The sequence below is a fragment of the Streptomyces sp. NPDC001617 genome (assembly GCF_053596855.1).
Genome location: NZ_JBSFHA010000071.1, coordinates 25,688 through 44,130, shown reverse-complemented (window position 1 = coordinate 44,130; position 18,443 = coordinate 25,688). Strand labels below are relative to the sequence as shown.

21 protein-coding genes and 1 pseudogene are annotated in these 18,443 nt (G+C 70.8%); 10 read left to right on the top strand and 12 right to left on the bottom strand.

Features of this window, described 5'->3' with window-relative positions; genetic code table 11:
• Positions 1 to 1,107, top strand: a complete 1,107-nt coding sequence (locus tag ACWC09_RS38475) for a 3-oxoacyl-ACP synthase III family protein (protein ID WP_450855689.1) — start codon at positions 1 to 3, stop codon at positions 1,105 to 1,107.
• On the opposite strand, the gene ACWC09_RS38470 is transcribed toward ACWC09_RS38475, so the two are convergent.
• Positions 1,061 to 2,566 carry an IucA/IucC family protein gene (locus tag ACWC09_RS38470; RefSeq protein ID WP_450855688.1) on the bottom strand — a complete coding sequence of 502 codons (1,506 nt, stop codon included), beginning with the start codon at positions 2,564 to 2,566 and terminating at the stop codon, positions 1,061 to 1,063. The two genes, ACWC09_RS38475 and ACWC09_RS38470, sit on opposite strands and share 47 nt — an antisense overlap.
• A gap of 93 nt (positions 2,567 to 2,659) precedes the next feature.
• Between ACWC09_RS38470 and ACWC09_RS38465 the strand changes: the two genes are divergently transcribed.
• The 3 genes from ACWC09_RS38465 (at position 2,660) to ACWC09_RS38455 (ending at position 6,371) form a co-directional block, all read left to right on the top strand.
• The gene (locus ACWC09_RS38465; protein ID WP_450855687.1) at positions 2,660 to 4,195 is read left to right on the top strand and encodes an IucA/IucC family protein; all 1,536 of its coding nucleotides are present in this window, start codon (positions 2,660 to 2,662) and stop codon (positions 4,193 to 4,195) included.
• A gap of 98 nt (positions 4,196 to 4,293) precedes the next feature.
• Positions 4,294 to 5,559 carry a VWA domain-containing protein gene (locus ACWC09_RS38460; protein WP_450855686.1) on the top strand — a complete coding sequence of 422 codons (1,266 nt, stop codon included), beginning with the start codon at positions 4,294 to 4,296 and terminating at the stop codon, positions 5,557 to 5,559.
• Positions 5,559 to 6,371 carry a hypothetical protein gene (locus tag ACWC09_RS38455; RefSeq protein WP_450855685.1) on the top strand — a complete coding sequence of 271 codons (813 nt, stop codon included), beginning with the start codon at positions 5,559 to 5,561 and terminating at the stop codon, positions 6,369 to 6,371. The genes ACWC09_RS38460 and ACWC09_RS38455 overlap by 1 nt, the downstream gene beginning before the upstream one ends.
• Positions 6,372 to 6,414: 43 nt before the next feature.
• Here ACWC09_RS38455 and ACWC09_RS38450 read toward each other — a convergent pair whose 3' ends face one another.
• On the bottom strand, positions 6,415 to 7,050 hold the full coding sequence (locus tag ACWC09_RS38450) for a winged helix-turn-helix transcriptional regulator (protein WP_450855684.1): 636 nt from the start codon (positions 7,048 to 7,050) through the stop codon (positions 6,415 to 6,417).
• A gap of 87 nt (positions 7,051 to 7,137) precedes the next feature.
• Between ACWC09_RS38450 and ACWC09_RS38445 the strand changes: the two genes are divergently transcribed.
• The 4 genes from ACWC09_RS38445 (at position 7,138) to ACWC09_RS38430 (ending at position 10,224) form a co-directional block, all read left to right on the top strand.
• Positions 7,138 to 8,346 (top strand): pyridoxal phosphate-dependent aminotransferase, encoded by a 1,209-nt coding sequence (locus ACWC09_RS38445; RefSeq protein ID WP_450855683.1) that lies wholly within the window; start codon positions 7,138 to 7,140, stop codon positions 8,344 to 8,346.
• Between the two features lie 20 nt (positions 8,347 to 8,366).
• Positions 8,367 to 8,966, top strand: a complete 600-nt coding sequence (locus ACWC09_RS38440; protein ID WP_450855682.1) for a histidine phosphatase family protein — start codon at positions 8,367 to 8,369, stop codon at positions 8,964 to 8,966.
• A gap of 110 nt (positions 8,967 to 9,076) precedes the next feature.
• Complete coding sequence (locus tag ACWC09_RS38435; RefSeq protein ID WP_450855681.1) at positions 9,077 to 9,736, top strand: hypothetical protein; 660 nt, start codon at positions 9,077 to 9,079, stop codon at positions 9,734 to 9,736.
• A 65-nt stretch (positions 9,737 to 9,801) separates the two neighbouring features.
• On the top strand, positions 9,802 to 10,224 hold the full coding sequence (locus ACWC09_RS38430; RefSeq protein WP_450855680.1) for an acyl-CoA thioesterase: 423 nt from the start codon (positions 9,802 to 9,804) through the stop codon (positions 10,222 to 10,224).
• A gap of 6 nt (positions 10,225 to 10,230) precedes the next feature.
• Here ACWC09_RS38430 and ACWC09_RS38425 read toward each other — a convergent pair.
• Positions 10,231 to 10,542 (bottom strand): annotated as a pseudogene (locus ACWC09_RS38425) (GNAT family N-acetyltransferase); the annotation flags it as partial.
• Positions 10,543 to 10,762: 220 nt separating this feature from the next.
• On the opposite strand from ACWC09_RS38425, the gene ACWC09_RS38420 reads away from it, so the two are divergent.
• Complete coding sequence (locus ACWC09_RS38420; protein ID WP_450855679.1) at positions 10,763 to 11,383, top strand: 3'-5' exonuclease; 621 nt, start codon at positions 10,763 to 10,765, stop codon at positions 11,381 to 11,383.
• Here ACWC09_RS38420 and ACWC09_RS38415 read toward each other — a convergent pair.
• A complete protein-coding gene (locus tag ACWC09_RS38415; protein ID WP_450855678.1) occupies positions 11,337 to 11,957 on the bottom strand; it encodes a TMEM175 family protein in 621 nt (206 codons plus the stop codon). The two genes, ACWC09_RS38420 and ACWC09_RS38415, sit on opposite strands and share 47 nt — an antisense overlap.
• Positions 11,958 to 12,044: 87 nt before the next feature.
• Between ACWC09_RS38415 and ACWC09_RS38410 the strand changes: the two genes are divergently transcribed.
• Positions 12,045 to 12,185: a hypothetical protein gene (locus tag ACWC09_RS38410; RefSeq protein ID WP_450855677.1), complete on the top strand. Its 141-nt coding sequence runs from the start codon at positions 12,045 to 12,047 to the stop codon at positions 12,183 to 12,185.
• Between the two features lie 10 nt (positions 12,186 to 12,195).
• On the opposite strand, the gene ACWC09_RS38405 is transcribed toward ACWC09_RS38410, so the two are convergent.
• The 8 genes from ACWC09_RS38405 to ACWC09_RS38370 all read right to left on the bottom strand — a co-directional run bounded on the left by ACWC09_RS38405 (position 12,196) and on the right by ACWC09_RS38370 (position 18,298).
• Positions 12,196 to 13,563, bottom strand: a complete 1,368-nt coding sequence (locus tag ACWC09_RS38405) for a nucleobase:cation symporter-2 family protein (RefSeq protein ID WP_450855676.1) — start codon at positions 13,561 to 13,563, stop codon at positions 12,196 to 12,198.
• A gap of 217 nt (positions 13,564 to 13,780) precedes the next feature.
• Positions 13,781 to 15,160 (bottom strand): 8-oxoguanine deaminase, encoded by a 1,380-nt coding sequence (locus ACWC09_RS38400; protein WP_450855675.1) that lies wholly within the window; start codon positions 15,158 to 15,160, stop codon positions 13,781 to 13,783.
• Between the two features lie 109 nt (positions 15,161 to 15,269).
• A complete protein-coding gene (gene pucL / locus ACWC09_RS38395; RefSeq protein WP_450855674.1) occupies positions 15,270 to 16,217 on the bottom strand; it encodes a factor-independent urate hydroxylase in 948 nt (315 codons plus the stop codon).
• 4 nt (positions 16,218 to 16,221) lie between these two features.
• Positions 16,222 to 16,614, bottom strand: a complete 393-nt coding sequence (gene uraH, locus ACWC09_RS38390; protein WP_450855673.1) for a hydroxyisourate hydrolase — start codon at positions 16,612 to 16,614, stop codon at positions 16,222 to 16,224.
• A gap of 2 nt (positions 16,615 to 16,616) precedes the next feature.
• Positions 16,617 to 17,129 carry a 2-oxo-4-hydroxy-4-carboxy-5-ureidoimidazoline decarboxylase gene (gene uraD, locus ACWC09_RS38385; protein ID WP_450855672.1) on the bottom strand — a complete coding sequence of 171 codons (513 nt, stop codon included), beginning with the start codon at positions 17,127 to 17,129 and terminating at the stop codon, positions 16,617 to 16,619.
• Between the two features lie 117 nt (positions 17,130 to 17,246).
• Positions 17,247 to 17,615 carry a helix-turn-helix domain-containing protein gene (locus ACWC09_RS38380; RefSeq protein WP_450855671.1) on the bottom strand — a complete coding sequence of 123 codons (369 nt, stop codon included), beginning with the start codon at positions 17,613 to 17,615 and terminating at the stop codon, positions 17,247 to 17,249.
• Positions 17,612 to 17,863, bottom strand: coding sequence for a hypothetical protein (locus tag ACWC09_RS38375; RefSeq protein WP_450855670.1), 252 nt, complete (start codon positions 17,861 to 17,863; stop codon positions 17,612 to 17,614). Before ACWC09_RS38375 ends, ACWC09_RS38380 begins: the two co-directional genes overlap by 4 nt.
• A 294-nt stretch (positions 17,864 to 18,157) precedes the next feature.
• The gene (locus ACWC09_RS38370; protein WP_450855669.1) at positions 18,158 to 18,298 is read right to left on the bottom strand and encodes a hypothetical protein; all 141 of its coding nucleotides are present in this window, start codon (positions 18,296 to 18,298) and stop codon (positions 18,158 to 18,160) included.
• Between the last annotated feature and the right edge of the window lie 145 nt (positions 18,299 to 18,443).

Here is an 18,443-nt window from a genome sequence, read left to right as displayed (position 1 = left end):
ATGCCCAAGCATGTGTCCGTCGTCAGCACCGGAGCCGAGCTGCCGGGCGACCCCATCGACAACGCCACACTGGAACGGCTGTGCGGCCCGCTGCCCGAGGACGTCCTGGCCGGCATCGAGGTGCAGCGCCGGCACTGGATCGTGGATCCGGAGACCGGCACACACCGCACCGGCACCGCCGAGATGGCCACCGCCGCCGCGCGGCAGGCGCTGCGGCGGGCCGGGATGGCGGCCTCGGAGGTGGAGCTGCTGGTGACGTCGACCGCGAGCCCGGACCATCCGCTGCCCGTCGTCGGCACGTATGTGCAGGAGCGGCTGGGTCTCGAGCGCTGTGCCGTGGTCGAGGTGCGGGCGGGCTGTGTGGGTGCGGTCCAGGCCATGGACTACGCGCGCCGACTGCTGGCGGACGGAACCTACCGCACCGCCCTGGTGATCGGCGCGGAGTCCATCTCCCCGCTGCTGGCCGACGTGTACCTCGGCGGCGACCCGATGGCCGTCCGCATGCGGGACCGGCTGACCGTCTACACCTTCGGCGACGGCGCGGGGGCGGCGGTGCTCAGGGCCGGCGACGAGGCGCCGGAACCCGCCGCGCCGGCCTCCGTCTTCGCCACCCAGTGCCTGGGCGGGACACGCAGGCCGGGGATGCTGGTCGTGGGCGGTGGCACGGACGCGCCGCCGTCGGTCCAGCGGCAGCGCCGGCGGCTGATGGACATCCGCCTGGACATCACCGGTACCGCCGCCTTCGGGCCCCGGGTGTTCGTCGAGGGGCTGCGGGACATGCTGGACCGCTCCGGTCTGGCCCTCGACGAGATCGACGCCTGTGTGCTGCCGGAGGGCAATGCCGAGTACTTCAGCCGGGAGTTCGAGGAGGCGGGGCTGTCGGCGCAGGATCACGCGGCGCTGCAGAAATGTGTCGTGGAGAACCTCGCCGACGTCGGGGCCACCGGCTCCGCCGCCGTCCCGCTGGCCCTGGACGCGGGATGGACCGAGGGCCGTATCACTCCCGGGGACACCGTGCTGCTGCTCGCCATCGAGGCGAGCCGCTATCTCTACGCGGGTCTCACCCTGACGTGGGAGGCACCGACGCCCGCCCGGCCAGCGGATTAGGCAACGGCAGGTAGCGGGCGTCCGCGCCGTCGGCGCCGGTCCATCGCAGGAGGAGGTTGGTCTTGCCGGGGAGGGTGGGCGAGGTGAGGAGGCCGGCGGTCTCGGGGAGGTCGTGGCGGGCGAACGCGCGGCGTGCGGCGGGCCAGGGGTCGAGGCCGGGGTGGCGCTCGGCGAGGGCGCCGGCGACCTCGGTGAGGTGGTTGACGACCAGGCAGTACACCAGCCGCTCCCACCCGGCCGCCCGCTCCACGTCCGGCAGCAGCTTCACGCCCTCCGCGTCCCGGAACAGCGCCTGCACGGGCAGACCGTCGGCATCGACGGCGACGAGTGTGTTCTGCAGATGTGCTTCGAGTACGACACCGTGGTCGGCGAAGGCGGAAAGGGCCGGGGGTACGACCGCCCTCAGATACGCCTCCCACCACTCCGCCGGATCGTCGGCGCCGTCGAGCGGACTGCCGTCGAAGCCCTCCACCAGGCCCGCGGCCAACAGCGGGGTCGCGCCGGGCAGGAGATGGCCGTGCAGTCCGTCGCGGACGAGGACGGCGAGTTCCTCGAAGGCGAAGTCGGCGGTGCGGTAGCCGCGGTCGCTCAGCCAGGCCGCCGGACCCGCCGCGAAGGCATGGGCGACGGCCTCGTCCGTCCGGCGGAGTTTCAGCAGGTCGTGGCGCCACAGCCGCCGGATGTCGTTCGTGATGCGCACGTCCAGGCTGAACTTCAGGAACAGGTCGCGCTCAGGCGTGTACAGCGTGCGGATCGCGGCCGTCGGCCAGGCGTCGAAGTCGGTCGTGCCCAGGTGGACCAGACGGCCGTCCGCGAACGGCTCGGCGAGGTCGACGAGGTCGAGCTGCCAGGGGTGCGCGGGCAGCAGCCGGTAGCCGGGCGGTGCCTCCCCGAGCGCGTCCAGCGCCGAGGTGTCGCCCTCCTCCACGAGCGTGTCCTCGCGCACACCGAGCAGCGCCAGCGGGAAGCGGGCGTGCGCCTCGGGGGCGTACGGCAGCCAGGCGGCGACCGGACCGCCGCCGCGGGCCTTGGGAGCGGGGTGGTAGGGGTGGCCGGTGATGAGGGACTGCTCGGAGCGCAGGTACGGGTCCTCGGGCGCCGTCGACCGGGCGCGGGCGGCGAGGAGCGCGGCCACGGCGTCGCGGCTGTCGATCATCTCGGCGGGGAGTTCGTGGTTGGAGAGGCCCGTGTGGCGGCGGAGCTCCTCCGTGACGAGCTTGACGAGTTCGGTGTGGCCGATGTGCTGCCAGTGGCCGTCCGCCCGCACCTCGGGCTCGGCGGGCCGGCGTCCGCCGCGCACCCTGAGCAGCCGGTCGATGCCGGGCAGCCGGTACATGCCCTGCGCGACGGGCTCCGCGACCTCGCGCAACAGGCAGTTGAGCAGCGGCACGGCCGCGTACGCGTCGGCGCCGGCGGCGTCGTCACCGGCCGGCGGGGGGATGAGTTCCACGCGATCCATTCGTTCCCTGGGGTCCGTTCGGGCGGAGACGATCAGTATGTATGCCGTCGCCCCCTGTCCGTGACGCCCTACTCGTACCCGAGGAGCCCGCCCGTGCACCGTCCCCACCCCGCGGAGGCCGAGGTCGCCGACGAGCTGGCCGCCGTACGCCCCGGCCTCCTGTCACGGTACGCGGCCGAACTGCCGGGCGCGCGGGCGGCCGTACTGACCCGGCTGTGGCGGGCGCTCGCCCATGAGCCACTGCCGTGGATCACGGGCCGGGAGCCCGGCCGGGAGGGACTCGCCCTGCGGCTGCGGGACGGGCGCCGGCTGCACGGCCCGGCCGCGGACCCGTACGCGACCGCCGCGTACGTCACCGAGGTACGGCTCGGCGAGGTGGCGTACGACCATCCGGCGCGGCTGATGACGGACCTCGCCGTACCGCACGGCATCGACTTCGCGGCCGAACTGGGGCACAGCGTGGCCTCTCTGGCGCTCTCGCGGGCCGGGCGGACGGATCGCTCAGACGGTTCGGATCGCTCGGATCGCTCGGATCGCTCGAAACAGTGGCCCACGGTGGACTGGGAGTGGGAGCAGCGGGTGGTGGACGGGCATCCGTACCACCCCAACTGCCGTTCCCGGCCGGGGTTCTCGGTCGCCGAGCAGCTCGCGTACGGGCCCGAGCACCGGCAGGTGGTGAAGGTGGGGACCGTGCCGGTGCGGGCGGCGGAGTGTCTGGTGACGGGGGTGTGGCCGGATGAACTGCGGGACGGGGAGCGGCTGTTGCTGCCGGTGCATCCGTGGCAGGCGGCGCATGTACTCAAGCGGAGCTGCGAGGAAGGGTTCGCGGCGCACCCCTTGATGTCCCTGCGCACGCTGGCCGTGCCGGGCGGACCGCACGTCAAGACCGCGCTCAGCGCCCGGCTGACGTCGTCGGTGCGGGACATCTCGGTCTACTCGGTCGGCGTCTCGGCCACCTTGTCCTCCTTCGCGGAGTCGCTGGCGGCGCGCTCGGACGGCCTGTTGCACGTCACCCGCACACTGGGCGCGGCCACGGCCGGCTCCCCCGACCTGGCGGCCGTACTGCGGGAGTCGCCGCAGACGTACGCGGCGACGGACCGGGGCGAGCGGGTCGTGCCGGTGGCGGCGCTGGCCACCACCGCGCTGCCCGAATCCCCGTCCTGGCTGGCCGAGTTCACCCGTCTCACCCTCACCGTCGGCCTGCGCCTGTTGGAGCTGGGTGTGGCCCTGGAGGCGCACGGTCAGAACCTGCTGGTCGTCCTGGAGCAGACGGGTGCCCCGCTGCGGCTCGTCTACCGCGACCTCGCCGACATCCGCGTCAGCCCGGCACGGCTCGCCGGGCACGGCATCCCGGCCCCGGAGCTGACCGGACGGATCGTCACGGACGACGAAACCACCCTGCGCCGCAAACTGTTCGGCTCGCTGGTGGCGGGCGCCCTGGCCGGTACGGCGGGTTCGGCGACGGCGTTGGGGACGGCGCTGGAGACGGCCGTACGGGATCTGCCGCGCACTCCCGACCTCGTGGCGCTGCTCGAACAGCCGCTGCCCACGAAGGCGTTGACGTTGATGCGGATGTCGCCCGGGAGGCCCGGGGACCAGTGGGCCGAGCTGCCCAACCCCCTGTGCTGACCAGTGGTATGTGACATACCAGTGAAATTTTCAGTGGTATGTCACATACCACACCGCTCGTTTTGGATCACGGCGCACCTGATCAATAGGATCCGCCGATGATCAGAACACAACGGCTGGCGGCAGGAGTGTGCGCCCTGCTCGCCACCCTGGCGGCCGGGCTCGCCTTCCCGGCCGCGGCGGCCGCCGGCGAACCCACGAGTGGGGCGACCCCCAGGGTCGACCTCGTGCTCGACGTCAGCGGCTCCATGCGGACCCGGGACATCGACGGCGGCACCCGGATGGCGGCGGCGAAGCAGGCCTTCAACGAGGTGCTCGACGCGACGCCCGAGGACGTCCAGCTCGGCATCCGCACGCTCGGCGCCGACTACGCGGGCAATGACCGGCAGACGGGCTGCAAGGACACCGCGCAGCTCTACCCGGTCAGCACGCTGGACCGCACCGAGGCCAAGACGGCGGTGGCGACCCTCTCGCCGACCGGCTGGACGCCGATCGGCCCCGCGCTGCTGAAGGCGGCCGACGACCTGGCCGACGGGGACGGCTCCAAGCGGATCGTGCTGATCACCGACGGCGAGGACACCTGCGCCCCGCTCGACCCGTGCGAGGTGGCCCGCGAGATCGCCGCCAAGGGCATCGGAATGACCATCGACACCCTCGGCCTGGTCCCGAACACCAAGCTGAACAAGCAGCTCAGCTGTATCGCCGAGGCGACCGGCGGCACGTACACCTCGGTCGAGCACACCGACGAACTCACCGACAAGGTCAACCAGTTGGTGGACCGCGCGGCCGACCCGGTGGTGACGCCGGTGGCGACGGAGGGCGCGGCGCAGTGCAGCAGCGCACCGACCCTGAAGTCCGGCCTGTACACCGACCGCGAGGAGTTCGGGCAGCAGCGCTGGTACAAGGTGGACGTCAACCCCGGCCAGGAGCTGCGGACTTCGGTGAGCGTGTCGGCGGACCGGGCCGTGAACCCGTCGTACGGCGTGCTGCTGCGCGCGATCACCCTGCACGGCCGGGAGATCGTGCGCGGCGAGGCGGCGGGCAACGGCCGTACGGACGCGATCTCCACAGGCCTGCGGTACCCGAGGCCGGAGAGCGACGAGGACGACGCGACGGCCGAGACCGTGTGCCTCCAGGTCACCAACTCCTTCTCGGCGGCCTCGGGGGTGAAGACCACGCCCGGTATGCCGGTCGAGCTGACCGTGGACGTCGTCGACGCCCCGTCGAAGGCGAGCGACGTGGCCTCCTTCGGCCTCGGCCGCGGCTGGTGGCTGCTCGGTGTGCTGGTGCTGGTCGGCTTCCTGGCCGGTCTGATCTGGGGCTGGCTGTCACGCTGGCGGGTCGCGGTCTGGAGGACCAACTGATGCGGATCACACGAGTGTTGGGCGCGGCGGCGCTCATGCTGGGCCTGGCGGTCTCCCCGGCGGTCGCCGACTCCTCGCCGTCGCCCTCGGCGTCCTCGGACGACAGCTCGGCACCGACCACGGCGGGTACGTCCTTCCGTACGGCGGCCGAGATCGAGCAGGGCCGGCAGGCCACGGCGAGCGCGTCCACCGGCGACTACCTGTACTGGTCGTTCGCGGCGGACGCGGGCCAACGCCCCACCGTCAGGGCGACGGTGAAGCTGCCGTCCACGCACGCGGCCCAGTCCTGGCAGATCGATGTGTACGACGGTCTGCGCCGCCGCCAGTCCTGCCAGTACGGGGCGCAGACCCGCACGGTCGAACAGGGGGCCTCGTCCGTCGAGTTGGCCTGTGTGCTGCGCACGGTCCGCTCCTGGTCCGAGCCTTGGGCCAGTGATCCGCTGCCGGGCACCTACTACATCCGGCTGACGGCGCTGAACCTGACCACGGCCGACCTGGGCCAGCCGGTCGACGCCTCGGTCCGGGTCGACTCCAAGGACGTCGGCGGCTCGGCGGCGGTGGACGGTTCACTTGCCGAACCCCTGGTGCCGGGGATCGCCGTCACCTCCAAGTCCGAGGCGGCGGACGGGGATTCGTCGAAGGCCGCCGTACTGTCGAGCATCGAGCCCGACGGCGGCTGGGACTCCGGCTGGTGGTCGGACCGCTGGGTGTGGACCGCGGTGGGCGCGTTGCTGGCCGCGCTCGCGGGGATCGGCGGGCATGCGCTGACGCGTGGGTCGGGGCGGCCTTCGCGGGTGCCGCCGGGCGCCTGACGGTTCGACAGAAGGCCCGCGTCCAGCGGGCCTTCTTCCCTTTTCACGCCTCGCGCAGCGCCTTCGCGAGCGTGCCGTCGCCGGTCACCGTGACCCGCCCCTCCCGCACGGCCTCGGTCATGCTCAACTCCCCGCGGCTGATGGCCGTACAGGTGTCGGCGTCCAGGGCGAGGCGCGCCTCGGGTTCGCCGGGAGCGGGCCCGTAGCCGTACACGGGCCCCTCCTCGGCACCGACGCACAAGTGGAAGTCCCCCTCCTCCAGCCGCACTTCGACGAGTCCCTCCCCCGCGGAACCCTCCAGCGAGCGCAGCAGGGGCAGGGCGAACCAGTGGGCGCGCAGGGCGTCGGTCGGCCGCCGCTCGTCCAGCTCGCTCTGCCCCCACACGCTCAGCGCCTGCAGCACGGGCAGCAACTCCCGCCCCCGAGCGGTCAGTTCGTAGACGTACGCGGCGCCCGGCGGCGGCAGTCGACGCCTGCTGGTCAGCCCGTCCCGCTCCATGTCCTTCAGCCGTGAGGCGAGTACGTCGGTGCTCACGCCCGGCAGGTCCGCGTGCAGATCGGTGTAGCGGCGGGGGCCGGCCAGCAGCTCGCGGACGATCAGCAGGGTCCAGCGGTCGCCGACGAGGTCGAGGGCGCGGGCTGCGGAACAGTACTGGTCGTAGCTTCGGCGTCGTGACATGCGACGCAGTCTAGACAGGTTGTTGGACTTTCCAAGCTCCAACTTGGTAAAACCAAGCAACACACGAAACCGGAGGGGCGAGCGCGCATGGAGTTCCGGCAGTCGAACAAGCTCAGTGAGGTCTGTTACGAGATCCGCGGCCCGGTGATCGAGCACGCCAACGCGCTGGAGGAGGCGGGCCACAGCGTGCTGCGCCTGAACACCGGCAACCCGGCCCTCTTCGGCTTCGAGGCGCCGGAGGAGATCCTCCAGGACATGATCCGGATGCTCCCGCAGGCCCACGGCTACACGGACTCCCGCGGCATCCTCTCCGCCCGCCGCGCGGTCGCCCAGCGCTACCAGACCCTCGGCCTGGAGGTCGACGTCGACGACGTCTACCTCGGCAACGGCATCTCCGAGCTGATCTCGATGGCCGTACAGGCGTTGGTGGAGGACGGCGACGAGATCCTGATCCCGGCCCCCGACTTCCCGCTCTGGACGGCGGTGACAACGCTCGCCGGAGGCAAGGCGGTTCACTACCTCTGCGACGAAGAGGCCGACTGGTACCCGGACCTGGACGACATGGCGTCGAAGATCACGGACCGCACCAAGGCCGTGGTCATCATCAACCCGAACAACCCCACCGGCGCGGTCTACCCCAAGGAGATCATCGAGGGCATCCTCGACCTCGCCCGCCGGCACGGCCTGATGGTCTTCGCCGACGAGATCTACGACCAGATCCTCTACGACGACGCCGTGCACCACTCGGTGGCCGCGCTCGCCCCCGACCTGGTCGTCCTCACCTTCTGCGGGCTGTCGAAGACGTACCGGGTGGCCGGCTTCCGCTCCGGCTGGCTGGTGGTGACCGGCCCGAAGCAGCACGCGAAGAACTACCTGGAGGGCCTGACCATGCTGGCCTCCATGCGCCTGTGCGCCAACGCGCCCGCCCAGTACGCCATCCAGGCCGCACTCGGCGGCCGCCAGTCCATCAACGACCTCACCGCCCCGGGCGGACGCCTGTACGAGCAGCGCACCGTGGCCTGGGAGAAGCTCAACGAGATCCCGGGCGTGTCCTGCGTGAAGCCCAAGGGCTCGCTGTACGCCTTCCCGCGCCTCGACCCCAAGGTGCACAAGATCCACGACGACGAGAAGTTCGTCCTGGACCTGCTCCTGCGCGAGAAGATCCAGGTCGTCCAGGGCACCGGCTTCAACTGGCCGACCCCCGACCATTTCCGCATCCTGACCCTCCCGCACGCGGACGACCTGGAGGCCGCGATCGGGCGGATCGGGCGGTTCCTGAGCGGGTATCGGCAGTAGGCCCGCCTAGCCTGTGAGCCATGGGTGATCTCTTTCTCGTCCGGCACGGTGAGACCGAGTGGTCGCGGTCCGGGCGGCACACGGGGTGGACGGACGTTCCACTGACCGAGCGGGGGCGGGAGGAGGCGCGGCGGCTGGTGCCGTTGATCCGGTCGCATCGGATCGGGGCCGCGTTCGTCAGTCCGTTGCAGCGGGCGCGGGAGACGGCCGAGTTGATCGGGCTGCAGGACCTGCGGATCGACATGGACCTGCGGGAGTGGGACTACGGCGGCTACGAGGGCATCACGACCGTGGCGATCCAGCGCGAGCGGCCGGGCTGGTTCCTGTTCACGGACGGGGTGGCGCCCGGACCGCCGCAACACCCCGGGGAGACTCCCGAGCAGGTCGGGGAGCGTGCGGACCGGATCCTCGCCAAGGTGGACGCGGCGCTCGCCAACACCGAGGGCGCCGTGGTGCTCGTGGCGCACGGCCATTTCCTACGGGTCCTGACGGCACGGCGGCTCGGGCTGCCGGCGTCGGGCGGGGCACTGTTCCAGCTGGCGACGGGGACGTTGTGCCGGTTGGGGACGGAGCACGGGCGGTCCGTGATCGCCGGGTGGAACATTCGGCCGACGGCCTAGGGGGCCTGGGGGTGGTCCCGGGACGCCCTGGTGCCGCCCGGTTGTCAGAGCCTCGTCGTAGCCTTCGAAGCAGGTGGGAGCAGGGGCCCGACGCCGGGGAGGAGTACGCCGTGACACGACCGCCGACCGCCGCCCAGCGGCGTGTGATCGACGCCGCCGATCCCGTCACCGGGCGTCTGCGGGGGACGGAGGCGCAGCTCGCGGCGCTGGTGAAGTGGGGGTTCGCCTTCCGGCATCCGCGGCCGCCGCACGACCACTTTCTGACGCCGGCCGGGCATCGGATACGGGAGGGGGCGGAGGAGGCAGAGGGGGCGGTGACGCCGGGTGGGCCCGAGGTGTCGGCCGCGCCTGCCGTCGGCGGTGGGGTGTTCGCCGCGCGTGTCGGCGGCGAGGAGGAGGTGCCCGTGGCCGGGCCCGCCCGTGTCCGGGAGGTGCGCAGCGCCTGGCAGGGGCTGCTGGAGCTGCGCCGGATGACCAATCCGGACGGGGCGACGGACCGGCCCTGCGGATGGGAGCGGGCACATCTGGTGCAGGCTGCCGCGCTCGCGTTGGAGGCGGCGGAGCATCGGCCGGCGGGGGCGGATGCCGAGGCCGGTGGCTACCGGGTGCGGAGGACGCCGCAGCCGGAGGCCGTCGCCGTGTACGAGCCCGTGGCCGAGGCGCGGCAGGCCTGTGGGGTGACCTTGGAGCGTGCGGGCTGGCAGGTCGGCGAGTACTCGGAGCCGCGCACAGGAAGGCGGTATCTACTGGCATCGCCGCGTCGGACGTGATGAGCATGCCAAGATCGGGGGATCGTTGCATCCGGCACGAGAGTCCAGTACGAGAAGGGAACGCAGTGAGCGAGCCGTATTCCGTCCCGGTGACCGTCCGCGGATACGAGACCGACGCCCTGGGACACCTGAATCAGAGCGTGTATCTGCAGTACGCGGAACATGCCCGCTGGTCCATACTCCAGGCCGCCGGGGTGGGCCCCTCCGAACTGCTCGCCAAGGGGGTCGGGCCGGTGGTCCTGGAGACGACCATCCGCTATGCGCGGGAGCTGCGCGCGGGCGACGAGGTCGAGGTGACGTGTGCCTTCGAGTGGAGCGACGGCAAGACGTTCCGGGTCGCGCAGACGATCGCCAGGACCGACGGCACGGTCTCCGCGGAGGTGCTGTCGGTCGGGGGGCTGCTGGACCTCAAGGAGCGCAGGCTCGTGTCCGACCCGCAGAACTACTTCCGCGCGCTGACGAACGAGCCGGAGCTGTTCGGGCTCTGAGCTCCTTCAGGCGTCCCGCGTCCGCGCATGGACGTGCCCGTCGAGCGGGAAGGCCGGGGGCTTCGCGGGCAGCAGGGCGGTGAGTTCGTAGCGGCACTTGTGCGCGACCGCACAGGACGCCGTGTTGTCCACCTGGTGCAGGAGTTCGAGGCGGGCGAGGCCGTCGTCGGCGAAGGTGGCGAAGGCCCAGTCGGTCAGCGCCCGCAGAGCCCGGGGAGCCACTCCGCGGCCGCGGGCGCGCGCGACGGTCCAGTAGCCGACCGCGGCCGAAGGGGCGCCGGGAGCGGGGCGCTTGAGGACGACGTGGCCGACGGGGCGGTCGACGGTGAGGGAATCAATGGTGGAGCCGTCGGCGGCAGGGGCATCAGCAGTGAGCGCATCGGCGATGATGGCTCCGACGCCGGGGGCCTTCACTGATGGGCGTACTGCCCCGCTCGTACATCACGGGCCGCCTTCCGCGGGCGACGCCCTGACAGGCGATCCGCCGGGACTGAAATCGGATGCGTTCCACCCCGTCCACCTGGGATGCTCCACCCTCATGGCCGAAAGAACACGACGCGTCAGACCCAGCCGCTACATCTCCGTCGACATCGAGGCCGACGGTCCCATCCCCGGGCCGTACTCGATGCTGAGCCTCGGTGCCGCGGTCGCCGGGACACAGGACGCCGACGGCTTCGCCGCCGCCGACCCCGAGCGGCAGACCTTCTATCGGGAACTCCGACCGATCAGCGAGGAGTTCGTGCCCCAGGCGCTGGCGGTCAGCGGGCTCGACCGGGAGCGGCTGAAGACCGAGGGAGCCGAACCGGCCGTGGCGCTCGCCGAGTTCACCGAGTGGGTGAGGGACGTCTGTGCCGGCGCTCAGCCGGTGATGTGCGGCTACCCGGCCTCGTACGACTGGACCTTTCTGTACTGGTACCTGATCCGCTTCACCGGGGAGAGCCCGTTCGGGCACTCGGGCTGTCTGGACATGAAGACGCTGTACGCGACGAAGGCGGGGCTGCCGCTGCGGGCGGTGGCCAAGGGGACGATGCCACGTCACCTGCTGTCCAGGCGCCGCCACACGCACCATGCCCTCGACGACGCGGTCGAGCAGGCCGAGTTGCTGGCCAACCTCATGAACTGGCCGGGTCCTGACGGGTCGGCACCGGTACCTGGTTGAAGCCGTAGTACAGGGCGAGCAGACCGTGGGCGACCAGGGTGAGCGGGGCGGAGACGAAGGCGAGGCCGACCGTCACCGGGTAGCCCAGGGTGCCCAGCGCGAAGCGCACGCGGGTCGCCCTGGCCGCGGGCACGTCGACCCTGTCGTCGAAAAGGTGTCCGGTACGGGTGAGATGCCACCACAGGGCCTGGAAGGTGAGCGCCATCAGGACCATGACCAGGCTGTAGACGGCCGCCGCGACATGCGAGGCCGCGTCCTCGCGCAGGTACTCCGCGAGCATCGCGGTCGGCCACGGCACCGCGGCCACCACCATCAGGACCAGCAGGTTCAGGAACATCAGGGTGCGGTCGACACGGGCGACGTAGCTGAACAGCTGGTGATGGTTGATCCACATGATGCCGATGATCAGGAAGCTCACCACGTACGCGGCGTACGAGGGCCACTGGGCGCCCAACGCATGCCACAGGCCGCCGTGTTCGCCCACTTCGGGGACCTTGATCTCCAGGATGAGCAAGGTGATGGCGATGGCGAACACGCCGTCGCTGAAAGCCTCGACACGGCCCGACTCGTTCATGCCCCACTCCCCCGTCGCATCACAGTGACTTCCTATCGGCACCTCACGGCATTCCCAAGTCGCCGCGCCAGTCTTCATCGCGCCCGTGTGCGGGCGATGGGGCAGGCGGCGGCCCACAGCGACGTCAGCCGGGTCGAGACGGCCCGGCGAGTCCTCCTCGACGCGGCCCTCTCGACCTCGACACCGTTCAAGTGGAAGGCGTACGGGGACAGTTACGAGATCGGCTGACCTCCGGGGCTCAGTGGACGGCGGCGATCTGGTCGCCGGACTCCATCGGGTGGGTCACGTCCTGCGCCTCGCGGCCCTTGCCGAGGTGGTTGAAGACCAGGTTCAGGACGACCGCCGCGACACACCCCGTCGAGATGCCCGAGTCCAGGACGATCCTCGCCGTCTCCGGGAAGGCGTGGTAGAAGTCCGGCGCGGTGATCGGGATGATGCCGACGGCCAGCGAGACGGCGACGATCAGGACGTTGTTGTCCTTGTCCAGGCCCGCCTTGACCAGGGTCTGGATGCCGCTCGCCGCGACCGAGCCGAACAGGACGACGCCCGCGCCGCCGAGCACCGGGCGGGGTACGACGGCGATGAGCGAGGCGGCCATCGGGCACAGGCCCATCAGGACCAGGAAGCCGCCGCCGGTCGCGACGACGTAGCGGCTGCGGATGCGGGTCATGGCGACCAGTCCGATGTTCTGGGCGAAGGCGCTGCACATGAAGCCGTTGAAGAGCGGGCTGAGCGCCGAGCCGAGGGTGTCGGCGCGCAGGCCGGCGGCGATGGTCCTCTCGTCGGCCGGGCGCTCGACGATCTCGCCCAACGCCAGCATGTCCGCGGTCGATTCGGTCATCGAGACCACCATCACCACGCAGAGGGAGAGGATCGCGGCGAGGTGGAACTGGGGTGCGCCGAAGTGGAACGGGGTCGGGAAGCCGACCACGGCGGCGTCCGCCACGGGCGCGAAGTCCGTGACGCCGAACGGGATGGCCACCAGCGTCCCGATGATCAGGCCCAGCAGCACGGCGATCTGCTTGACGAAGCCGCGTGTGAAGCGGCGAAGGAGCAGCACGATCACGAGAGTCGCGGCGGCCAGGCCGAGGTACGTCGTCGAACCGTAGTCGTCCGCCGCCGGGTTGGGACCCTGCGCCCAGCCGAAGGCGACCGGCAGCAGGGACACACCTATGAGCGTGATGACCGTGCCGGTCACCACCGGCGGGAAGAAGCGGACCGCCTTGCTGAAGAACGGGGCGGCCACGAAGCCGAGAAGGCCGGCCACCATCACCGCGCCGAAGATGATCGGCAGCGCGTCGGACTTGTCCTTGGTGGAGGCGACCACCGCGGTCATGGGGGCGACACCGGCGAAGGTGACGCCGTTGACGAAGGGAAGGCGGGCGCCGATCTTCCAGATGCCGAGCGTCTGGAGGAAGGTGGCGAGGCCGGCCGTGAAGAGGCAGGCGCCGGTGAGGAAGGTCAGTTCGGTGGCGGAGAGGCCGATGGACGCCCCGACGATCAGCGGCGGGGCGACGACTCCCGCGTACATGGCGGCCACGTGCTGCAGGCCCGTGGTGGCCATCTTCAGTGCGGGCAGTTTCTCGTCGACGGGATGGGCTGTCACGGCGGCTCCTCCGGACGGGTGACACGTCGGCTCTGACGTGGGTTTCTTGGAGGTGGTGCACGGTCGTGCGGGACCGGAGGCCCTTACTGAGGCCAGGACGGTGACCGTCCGGGGCGCACGCGTCCACGCGCGCCCCGGAGACGGCCGCCATGGACCCGGCTCGGGCCCATGACCACCGGTCGAGGGCCGTCCCCCTCGACCGGAGATCTCCAAATGGTCAGCCCTGCGCGGCGATGCGCGCCAGGCGCTGTGCCTCCGCCCGCGTGGAGCGCGCGATCGCGTCCTCGTCGACGGTCGACAGGCGGCCCGCCTCGACGATCTGACGGCCGTTCACGAAGGAGGCCGTGACCGGGGCCGCCGCGCCGAAGACCAGCGCGGTCACCGGGTCGGCGATGGAGGCGTGGGCGAGGGTGTCCAGCTTCCACAGCACCAGGTCGGCCAGCTTGCCGGGCTCCAGTGAGCCGATCTCGGCGGCACGGCCGAGCACTTGGGCGCCGCCGTACGTGCCCAGGCGCAGCGCCTGACGGGCGTTCAGGGCCGCCTCGCGGTGGGCGCCGAGCCGGTTGATGAGCAGGGCGTTGCGCAGCTCGGTGTGGAGTTCGCCGGACTCGTTGGACGCCGTGCCGTCGACACCGAGGCCGACCGGGACGCCGGCCGCCAGCATGTCGGGGACGCGGGCGATACCCGCCGCGAGACGGGCGTTGGACGAAGGACAGTGGGCGACACCGGTCTTCGTACGGGCGAAGGCGGCGATGTCGGAGTCGTTCATGTGGACGCAGTGCGCCATCCACACGTCCTCGCCGAGCCAGCCGGTGGACTCGAAGTAGTCGGTCGGACCCATGCCGAACAGCTCCTTGCAGAACTGCTCCTCCTCGACGGTCTCCGAGCCGTGGGTGTGCAGCCGCACCCCGAGTCGGCGGGCCAACTCCGCGCCCTCACGCAGGAGTTCGGTGGAGACGGAGAAGGGCGAGCAGGGGGCCACGGCCACCTGGGTCATGGCGTCGAAGGAGGCGTCGTGGTGCTCGTCGACGGTCGCCTCGGTCGCGGCGAGGGCGCCTTCGAGGGTCTCGACGGCGAAGTCCGGGGGCAGGCCGCCGTCCTTCTCGCTGCGGTCCATGGAGCCGCGGGCGAGGGTGAAGCGGACACCCATTTCGCGGGCGGCGCGGATGATGGCGCCGGACAGGTCGCCGGAGTCCTTCGGGAAGACGTAGTGGTGGTCCATCGCGGTGGTGACACCACCGCGGGCCATCATCGCGAGGGAGCCCTGCGCGGCCGAGTACACCATCGGCTCGTCGATGCGCGCCCAGGTCGGGTACAGCGCGACGAGCCAGTCGAAGAGGTTGTGGTCCGTGGCCAGGCCCCGGGTGATCCACTGGTAGTAGTGGTGATGGGTGTTGACCAGGCCGGGGGTCACCAGGTGGCCTGAGGCATCGACACGGCGTACGACGTTCTCCAGGCCCTCGGGGGCCTTGCCCGCGCCGAGCGACTCGATCCGGTTGTCGGCGATGACGACGTAACCGCTCGCGTATTCGGTGTCGTTGGCGTCGACGGTCGCGATCGAACAGTTCTCGATGACGGTGCGCTGGGCTGCTGCCATGATTCGTCCTTTTCGCTCAGTGGACTGTGTGGAGTGGGCACGGCAGGACCCCGGGATTTGAGTGCCGCGGCCCGCACAGGCGGGCCGCGGGTGCCGCAACGGGAGTTGATCAGAGGTTGGTGAGGTCCACCGGGATCCTCGGCTCGCAGCCGTCCCGCAGGATGGTCGCCTCGATCAGGCCGTAGGGGCGGTCGGCGGCGAAGTACACCTCGTTGTCGTTCTTCAGCCCGAAGGGCTCCAGGTCGACCAGGAAGTGGTGCTTGTTCGGCAGCGAGAAGCGGACCTCGTCGATCTCGCTGTGGTTCTCGATGATCCGCGAACCCATCTGGTACAGGGTCTGCTGGAGCGAGAGCGAGTACGTCTCGGCGAAGGCCTGGAGCATGTGCTTCTTCACCTGCTGGTAGGAGTCCTCCCAGTGGGGCATCCGCTGCTCGTCGTCGGTCCAGTTGAACCGCCAGCGGGCCGAGACCTGGGTGGCCAGAATGCGGTCGTAGGCCTCCGGGAGCGTCGTGTACTTGTCCTTGACGTAGCCCCAGAACTCGGAGTTCGTCGAGTTCATCACGACGAGGTCCTTGAGGCCGGAGACGACCTCCCACGACGAACCGTCGTACGTGATCTGCGTGAGCCGGGTCTCCTGGCCCTTGCGCACGAACGAGTGCTTGGCCTCGTCCGCGCCGATGAGCCGGGAGTCGGCGTCGGACGCCTCGATCCGCTCCCAGGCGTACTCCTCGATGCGGATCCGGGCGGTCTTGATCGGCTCCTGCGAGGTCACGAAGTGCCGCGCCAGGTGGATGCCGAACTGCTCGGCCGACTCGATGCCGTGCTCCTTGGCGAACGCGTACACCGTGTTCTTGGTGGTGTCGGTCGGCAGCACGTTGGTGTTGGAGCCGGAGTAGTGGACCTCGTCCATGTCGCCGGAGAGCGCGACCGAGACGTTCAGGTCCTTGATGTGGTGGGTGGTGCCGTCCCGCGTGATCTTCACGACTCGGTTCTCGGCCTTGCCGTACTGGTTCTGTCCCAGGATCACAGGGTGGGCAGGGCGGGAATTGAGTGTCATTTAGCTAGCTCCCTCGGTATACGGAGTAGCCGAACGGGTTGAGCAGCAGCGGCACGTGGTAGTGCTCCCCGGGGTTGACGGCGAAGGTGATCGCCACCTCGGGGAAGAACACGGCACCGCTGTCCCGATTCGCGGGGGCGTCCTGCTGCGCATCGGCTTGCTTCTTCTCGGAATACGGCTCCACCGCGAAGTCGAGCCGTACGTGTGTGGTGCCCTCCGGCAGGGCCGGCAGGTCCTTGCACCGCCCGTCCGCGTCGGTCGCGGAGCCGCCGAGCGTCTGCCATGCGGCATCCCGGCCGCTTCGGGCGGAGAGCTCGACGGCGACGCCCTCGGCGGGGCGGCCGACGCTGGTGTCCAGGATGTGCGTGGACACGGAAGCGGTGGTGCTCGTACTCATGGTCAGGCGTCCTCTTCGACGAGTCGGGCCAGTCGGATGCGGTTGATCTTGCCCAGCTCGGTGCGGACGATCTCTCGCTCCCGCTCCGGCGAGTTCCCGATCCGCTCCTTGACCGCGTCGCGCATCTGCTCGCCGGTCCGGCCGGTGGCGCAGATGAGGAAGACATGGCCGAACCTGTCCTGGTAGGCCAGGTTCAGTTCGAGCATCTCCGCCCTGAGCTCCTCGGAGGCGCCGGCCATGCCGCGCTGCTCCCGCGCTGAGGTCGGGTCGCCCGGCTTGGGTCGGCCGATCGGCGGGTGCCCGGCCATCGCCTCCGCGAGGTCCGCCGCGGTCAGCTCGGCCATGGCGGCATCGCTGGTCGCGTAGAGATCGTCAACGGTGGCGTACGGGCGGGCGGCGAGCAGCCGCTTCGCCCATGCCGTGGCGGCGCACGCGTCGTGGAGGGCGCCGAGGGCCGCGTGCTCCTCCAGAACGTTGAACCGGGCCAGGCCCGGGGGCGTGGAAGTCGACGTCACGGGTGCCTCCGTGGCCGCGAAGGGCCTTCGTGCTGAACGGGCTGCCGTCAGCTAACGCCTCGACGCCACATCACGTCAACACTTTGTTGAAAATTCGGGGTAACAAACCCGCGGCGCTCAGCTGTCCTTCTCGCGGTTGAGGTAGTTGTAGACCGTGAAGCGGCTGACGCCGAGGGCGCTCGCCACGGTCTCCACGCCGTGCCGTACGGAGAAGGCGCCGCGCGCCTCGAGTATCCGTACGACCTTCTGCTTGGCCTTGCGGTCCAGCTCGGCCAGCGGCTTGCCCTGCTTGCGCTCCATGGCGGCCAGGATGTGGTCGAGGGAGTCCGCGAGCTGGGGCAGGCGTACGGCGACCGCGTCGACGCCCTCCCAGGAGAGCACGACATCGTCGGGGCCGGCCTCGTCGGGCGGGAGCATCTCGCCGCCCATGGCGTCGACCAGCGGCTTCACGGCAGTGATGAAGGGCTCGTCGCCGGTGCCGGTCACTCGGCGCCCTCCCCGATCACGTTGACCTGCAGCGAGATCCGGGTGGCGCCGGCCTCCAGGGTCTTGCGCAGCAGGGCGTCCACGGCGGTCAGGACCGCGTCGGCGCCGCCCTCCGCCGTGTTGCCGAACGGACCGACGTCCACCGCGTCCAGCTCGGCCGCCTCGACGACCTCGCGGGCGACCAGCGCGTGCGCGGGTGCCTCGTCGAGGTTGAAGGGCTCGGTCGTGAACTCCACTCTCAGTCGCACTGCGCCACCAGAACACCTCTCTGACCTGCACTTTTACCCAGATCACCCAGCATGAGGGCACATCAGGGCACAACACGGAGGCACCGACCGACTGCTCACAGCCACGATGCACCGCAGGCCGATCAATTTCACGACGACGGAGCCGGTTCGCCCGTCACGAGGCGACCATAACCGACCAGCGCATGCCTCCGCGCTCAACAAGGAGATCCGCCGCCGCACCGACGACGTCGGGTCGGTGCCGTCGGGGGACCACCCCTGCATCCTGCAGGTGACCGCGCACCGTCTCCGGTTCGGTCATGGGCCGCCGGCCTGCCAGGACATGGCCTCAGCGTTCGGGCCGGACCCGGTGCCGGCCTGGGTGGAGGCACGGCGGTCGAAGGTGGAACGCCTGGTCACGCGCAGCCGGCCGGCCGAGCCCGCGCCGGGCCGGCTCACGCTCGCGAAGGCTGTGGCCGGGCCAGGCGGCGGGTGCGCAACAGGTGGATGTTCTCCAGCTCCGGAAGCAGTTGCTTGCCCGAGAGCGCGAGTTCGACTGTCGTCACCCGCTCCCTGTGAGACCCCCGGGATCATGGGCCCGGGG

What these genes read in the sequence shown, in the direction of transcription:
- ACWC09_RS38475 (WP_450855689.1), top strand. Translation starts at nt 1, where the DNA reads ATGCCCAAGCATGTGTCCGTCGTCAGCACCGGAGCCGAGCTGCCGGGC.
- ACWC09_RS38470 (WP_450855688.1), bottom strand. Translation starts at nt 2,566, where the DNA reads ATGGATCGCGTGGAACTCATCCCCCCGCCGGCCGGTGACGACGCCGCC.
- ACWC09_RS38460 (WP_450855686.1), top strand. Translation starts at nt 4,294, where the DNA reads ATGATCAGAACACAACGGCTGGCGGCAGGAGTGTGCGCCCTGCTCGCC.
- ACWC09_RS38455 (WP_450855685.1), top strand. Translation starts at nt 5,559, where the DNA reads ATGCGGATCACACGAGTGTTGGGCGCGGCGGCGCTCATGCTGGGCCTG.
- ACWC09_RS38450 (WP_450855684.1), bottom strand. Translation starts at nt 7,050, where the DNA reads ATGTCACGACGCCGAAGCTACGACCAGTACTGTTCCGCAGCCCGCGCC.
- ACWC09_RS38445 (WP_450855683.1), top strand. Translation starts at nt 7,138, where the DNA reads ATGGAGTTCCGGCAGTCGAACAAGCTCAGTGAGGTCTGTTACGAGATC.
- ACWC09_RS38440 (WP_450855682.1), top strand. Translation starts at nt 8,367, where the DNA reads ATGGGTGATCTCTTTCTCGTCCGGCACGGTGAGACCGAGTGGTCGCGG.
- ACWC09_RS38420 (WP_450855679.1), top strand. Translation starts at nt 10,763, where the DNA reads ATGGCCGAAAGAACACGACGCGTCAGACCCAGCCGCTACATCTCCGTC.
- ACWC09_RS38415 (WP_450855678.1), bottom strand. Translation starts at nt 11,957, where the DNA reads ATGAACGAGTCGGGCCGTGTCGAGGCTTTCAGCGACGGCGTGTTCGCC.
- ACWC09_RS38400 (WP_450855675.1), bottom strand. Translation starts at nt 15,160, where the DNA reads ATGGCAGCAGCCCAGCGCACCGTCATCGAGAACTGTTCGATCGCGACC.
- pucL (WP_450855674.1), bottom strand. Translation starts at nt 16,217, where the DNA reads ATGACACTCAATTCCCGCCCTGCCCACCCTGTGATCCTGGGACAGAAC.
- uraH (WP_450855673.1), bottom strand. Translation starts at nt 16,614, where the DNA reads ATGAGTACGAGCACCACCGCTTCCGTGTCCACGCACATCCTGGACACC.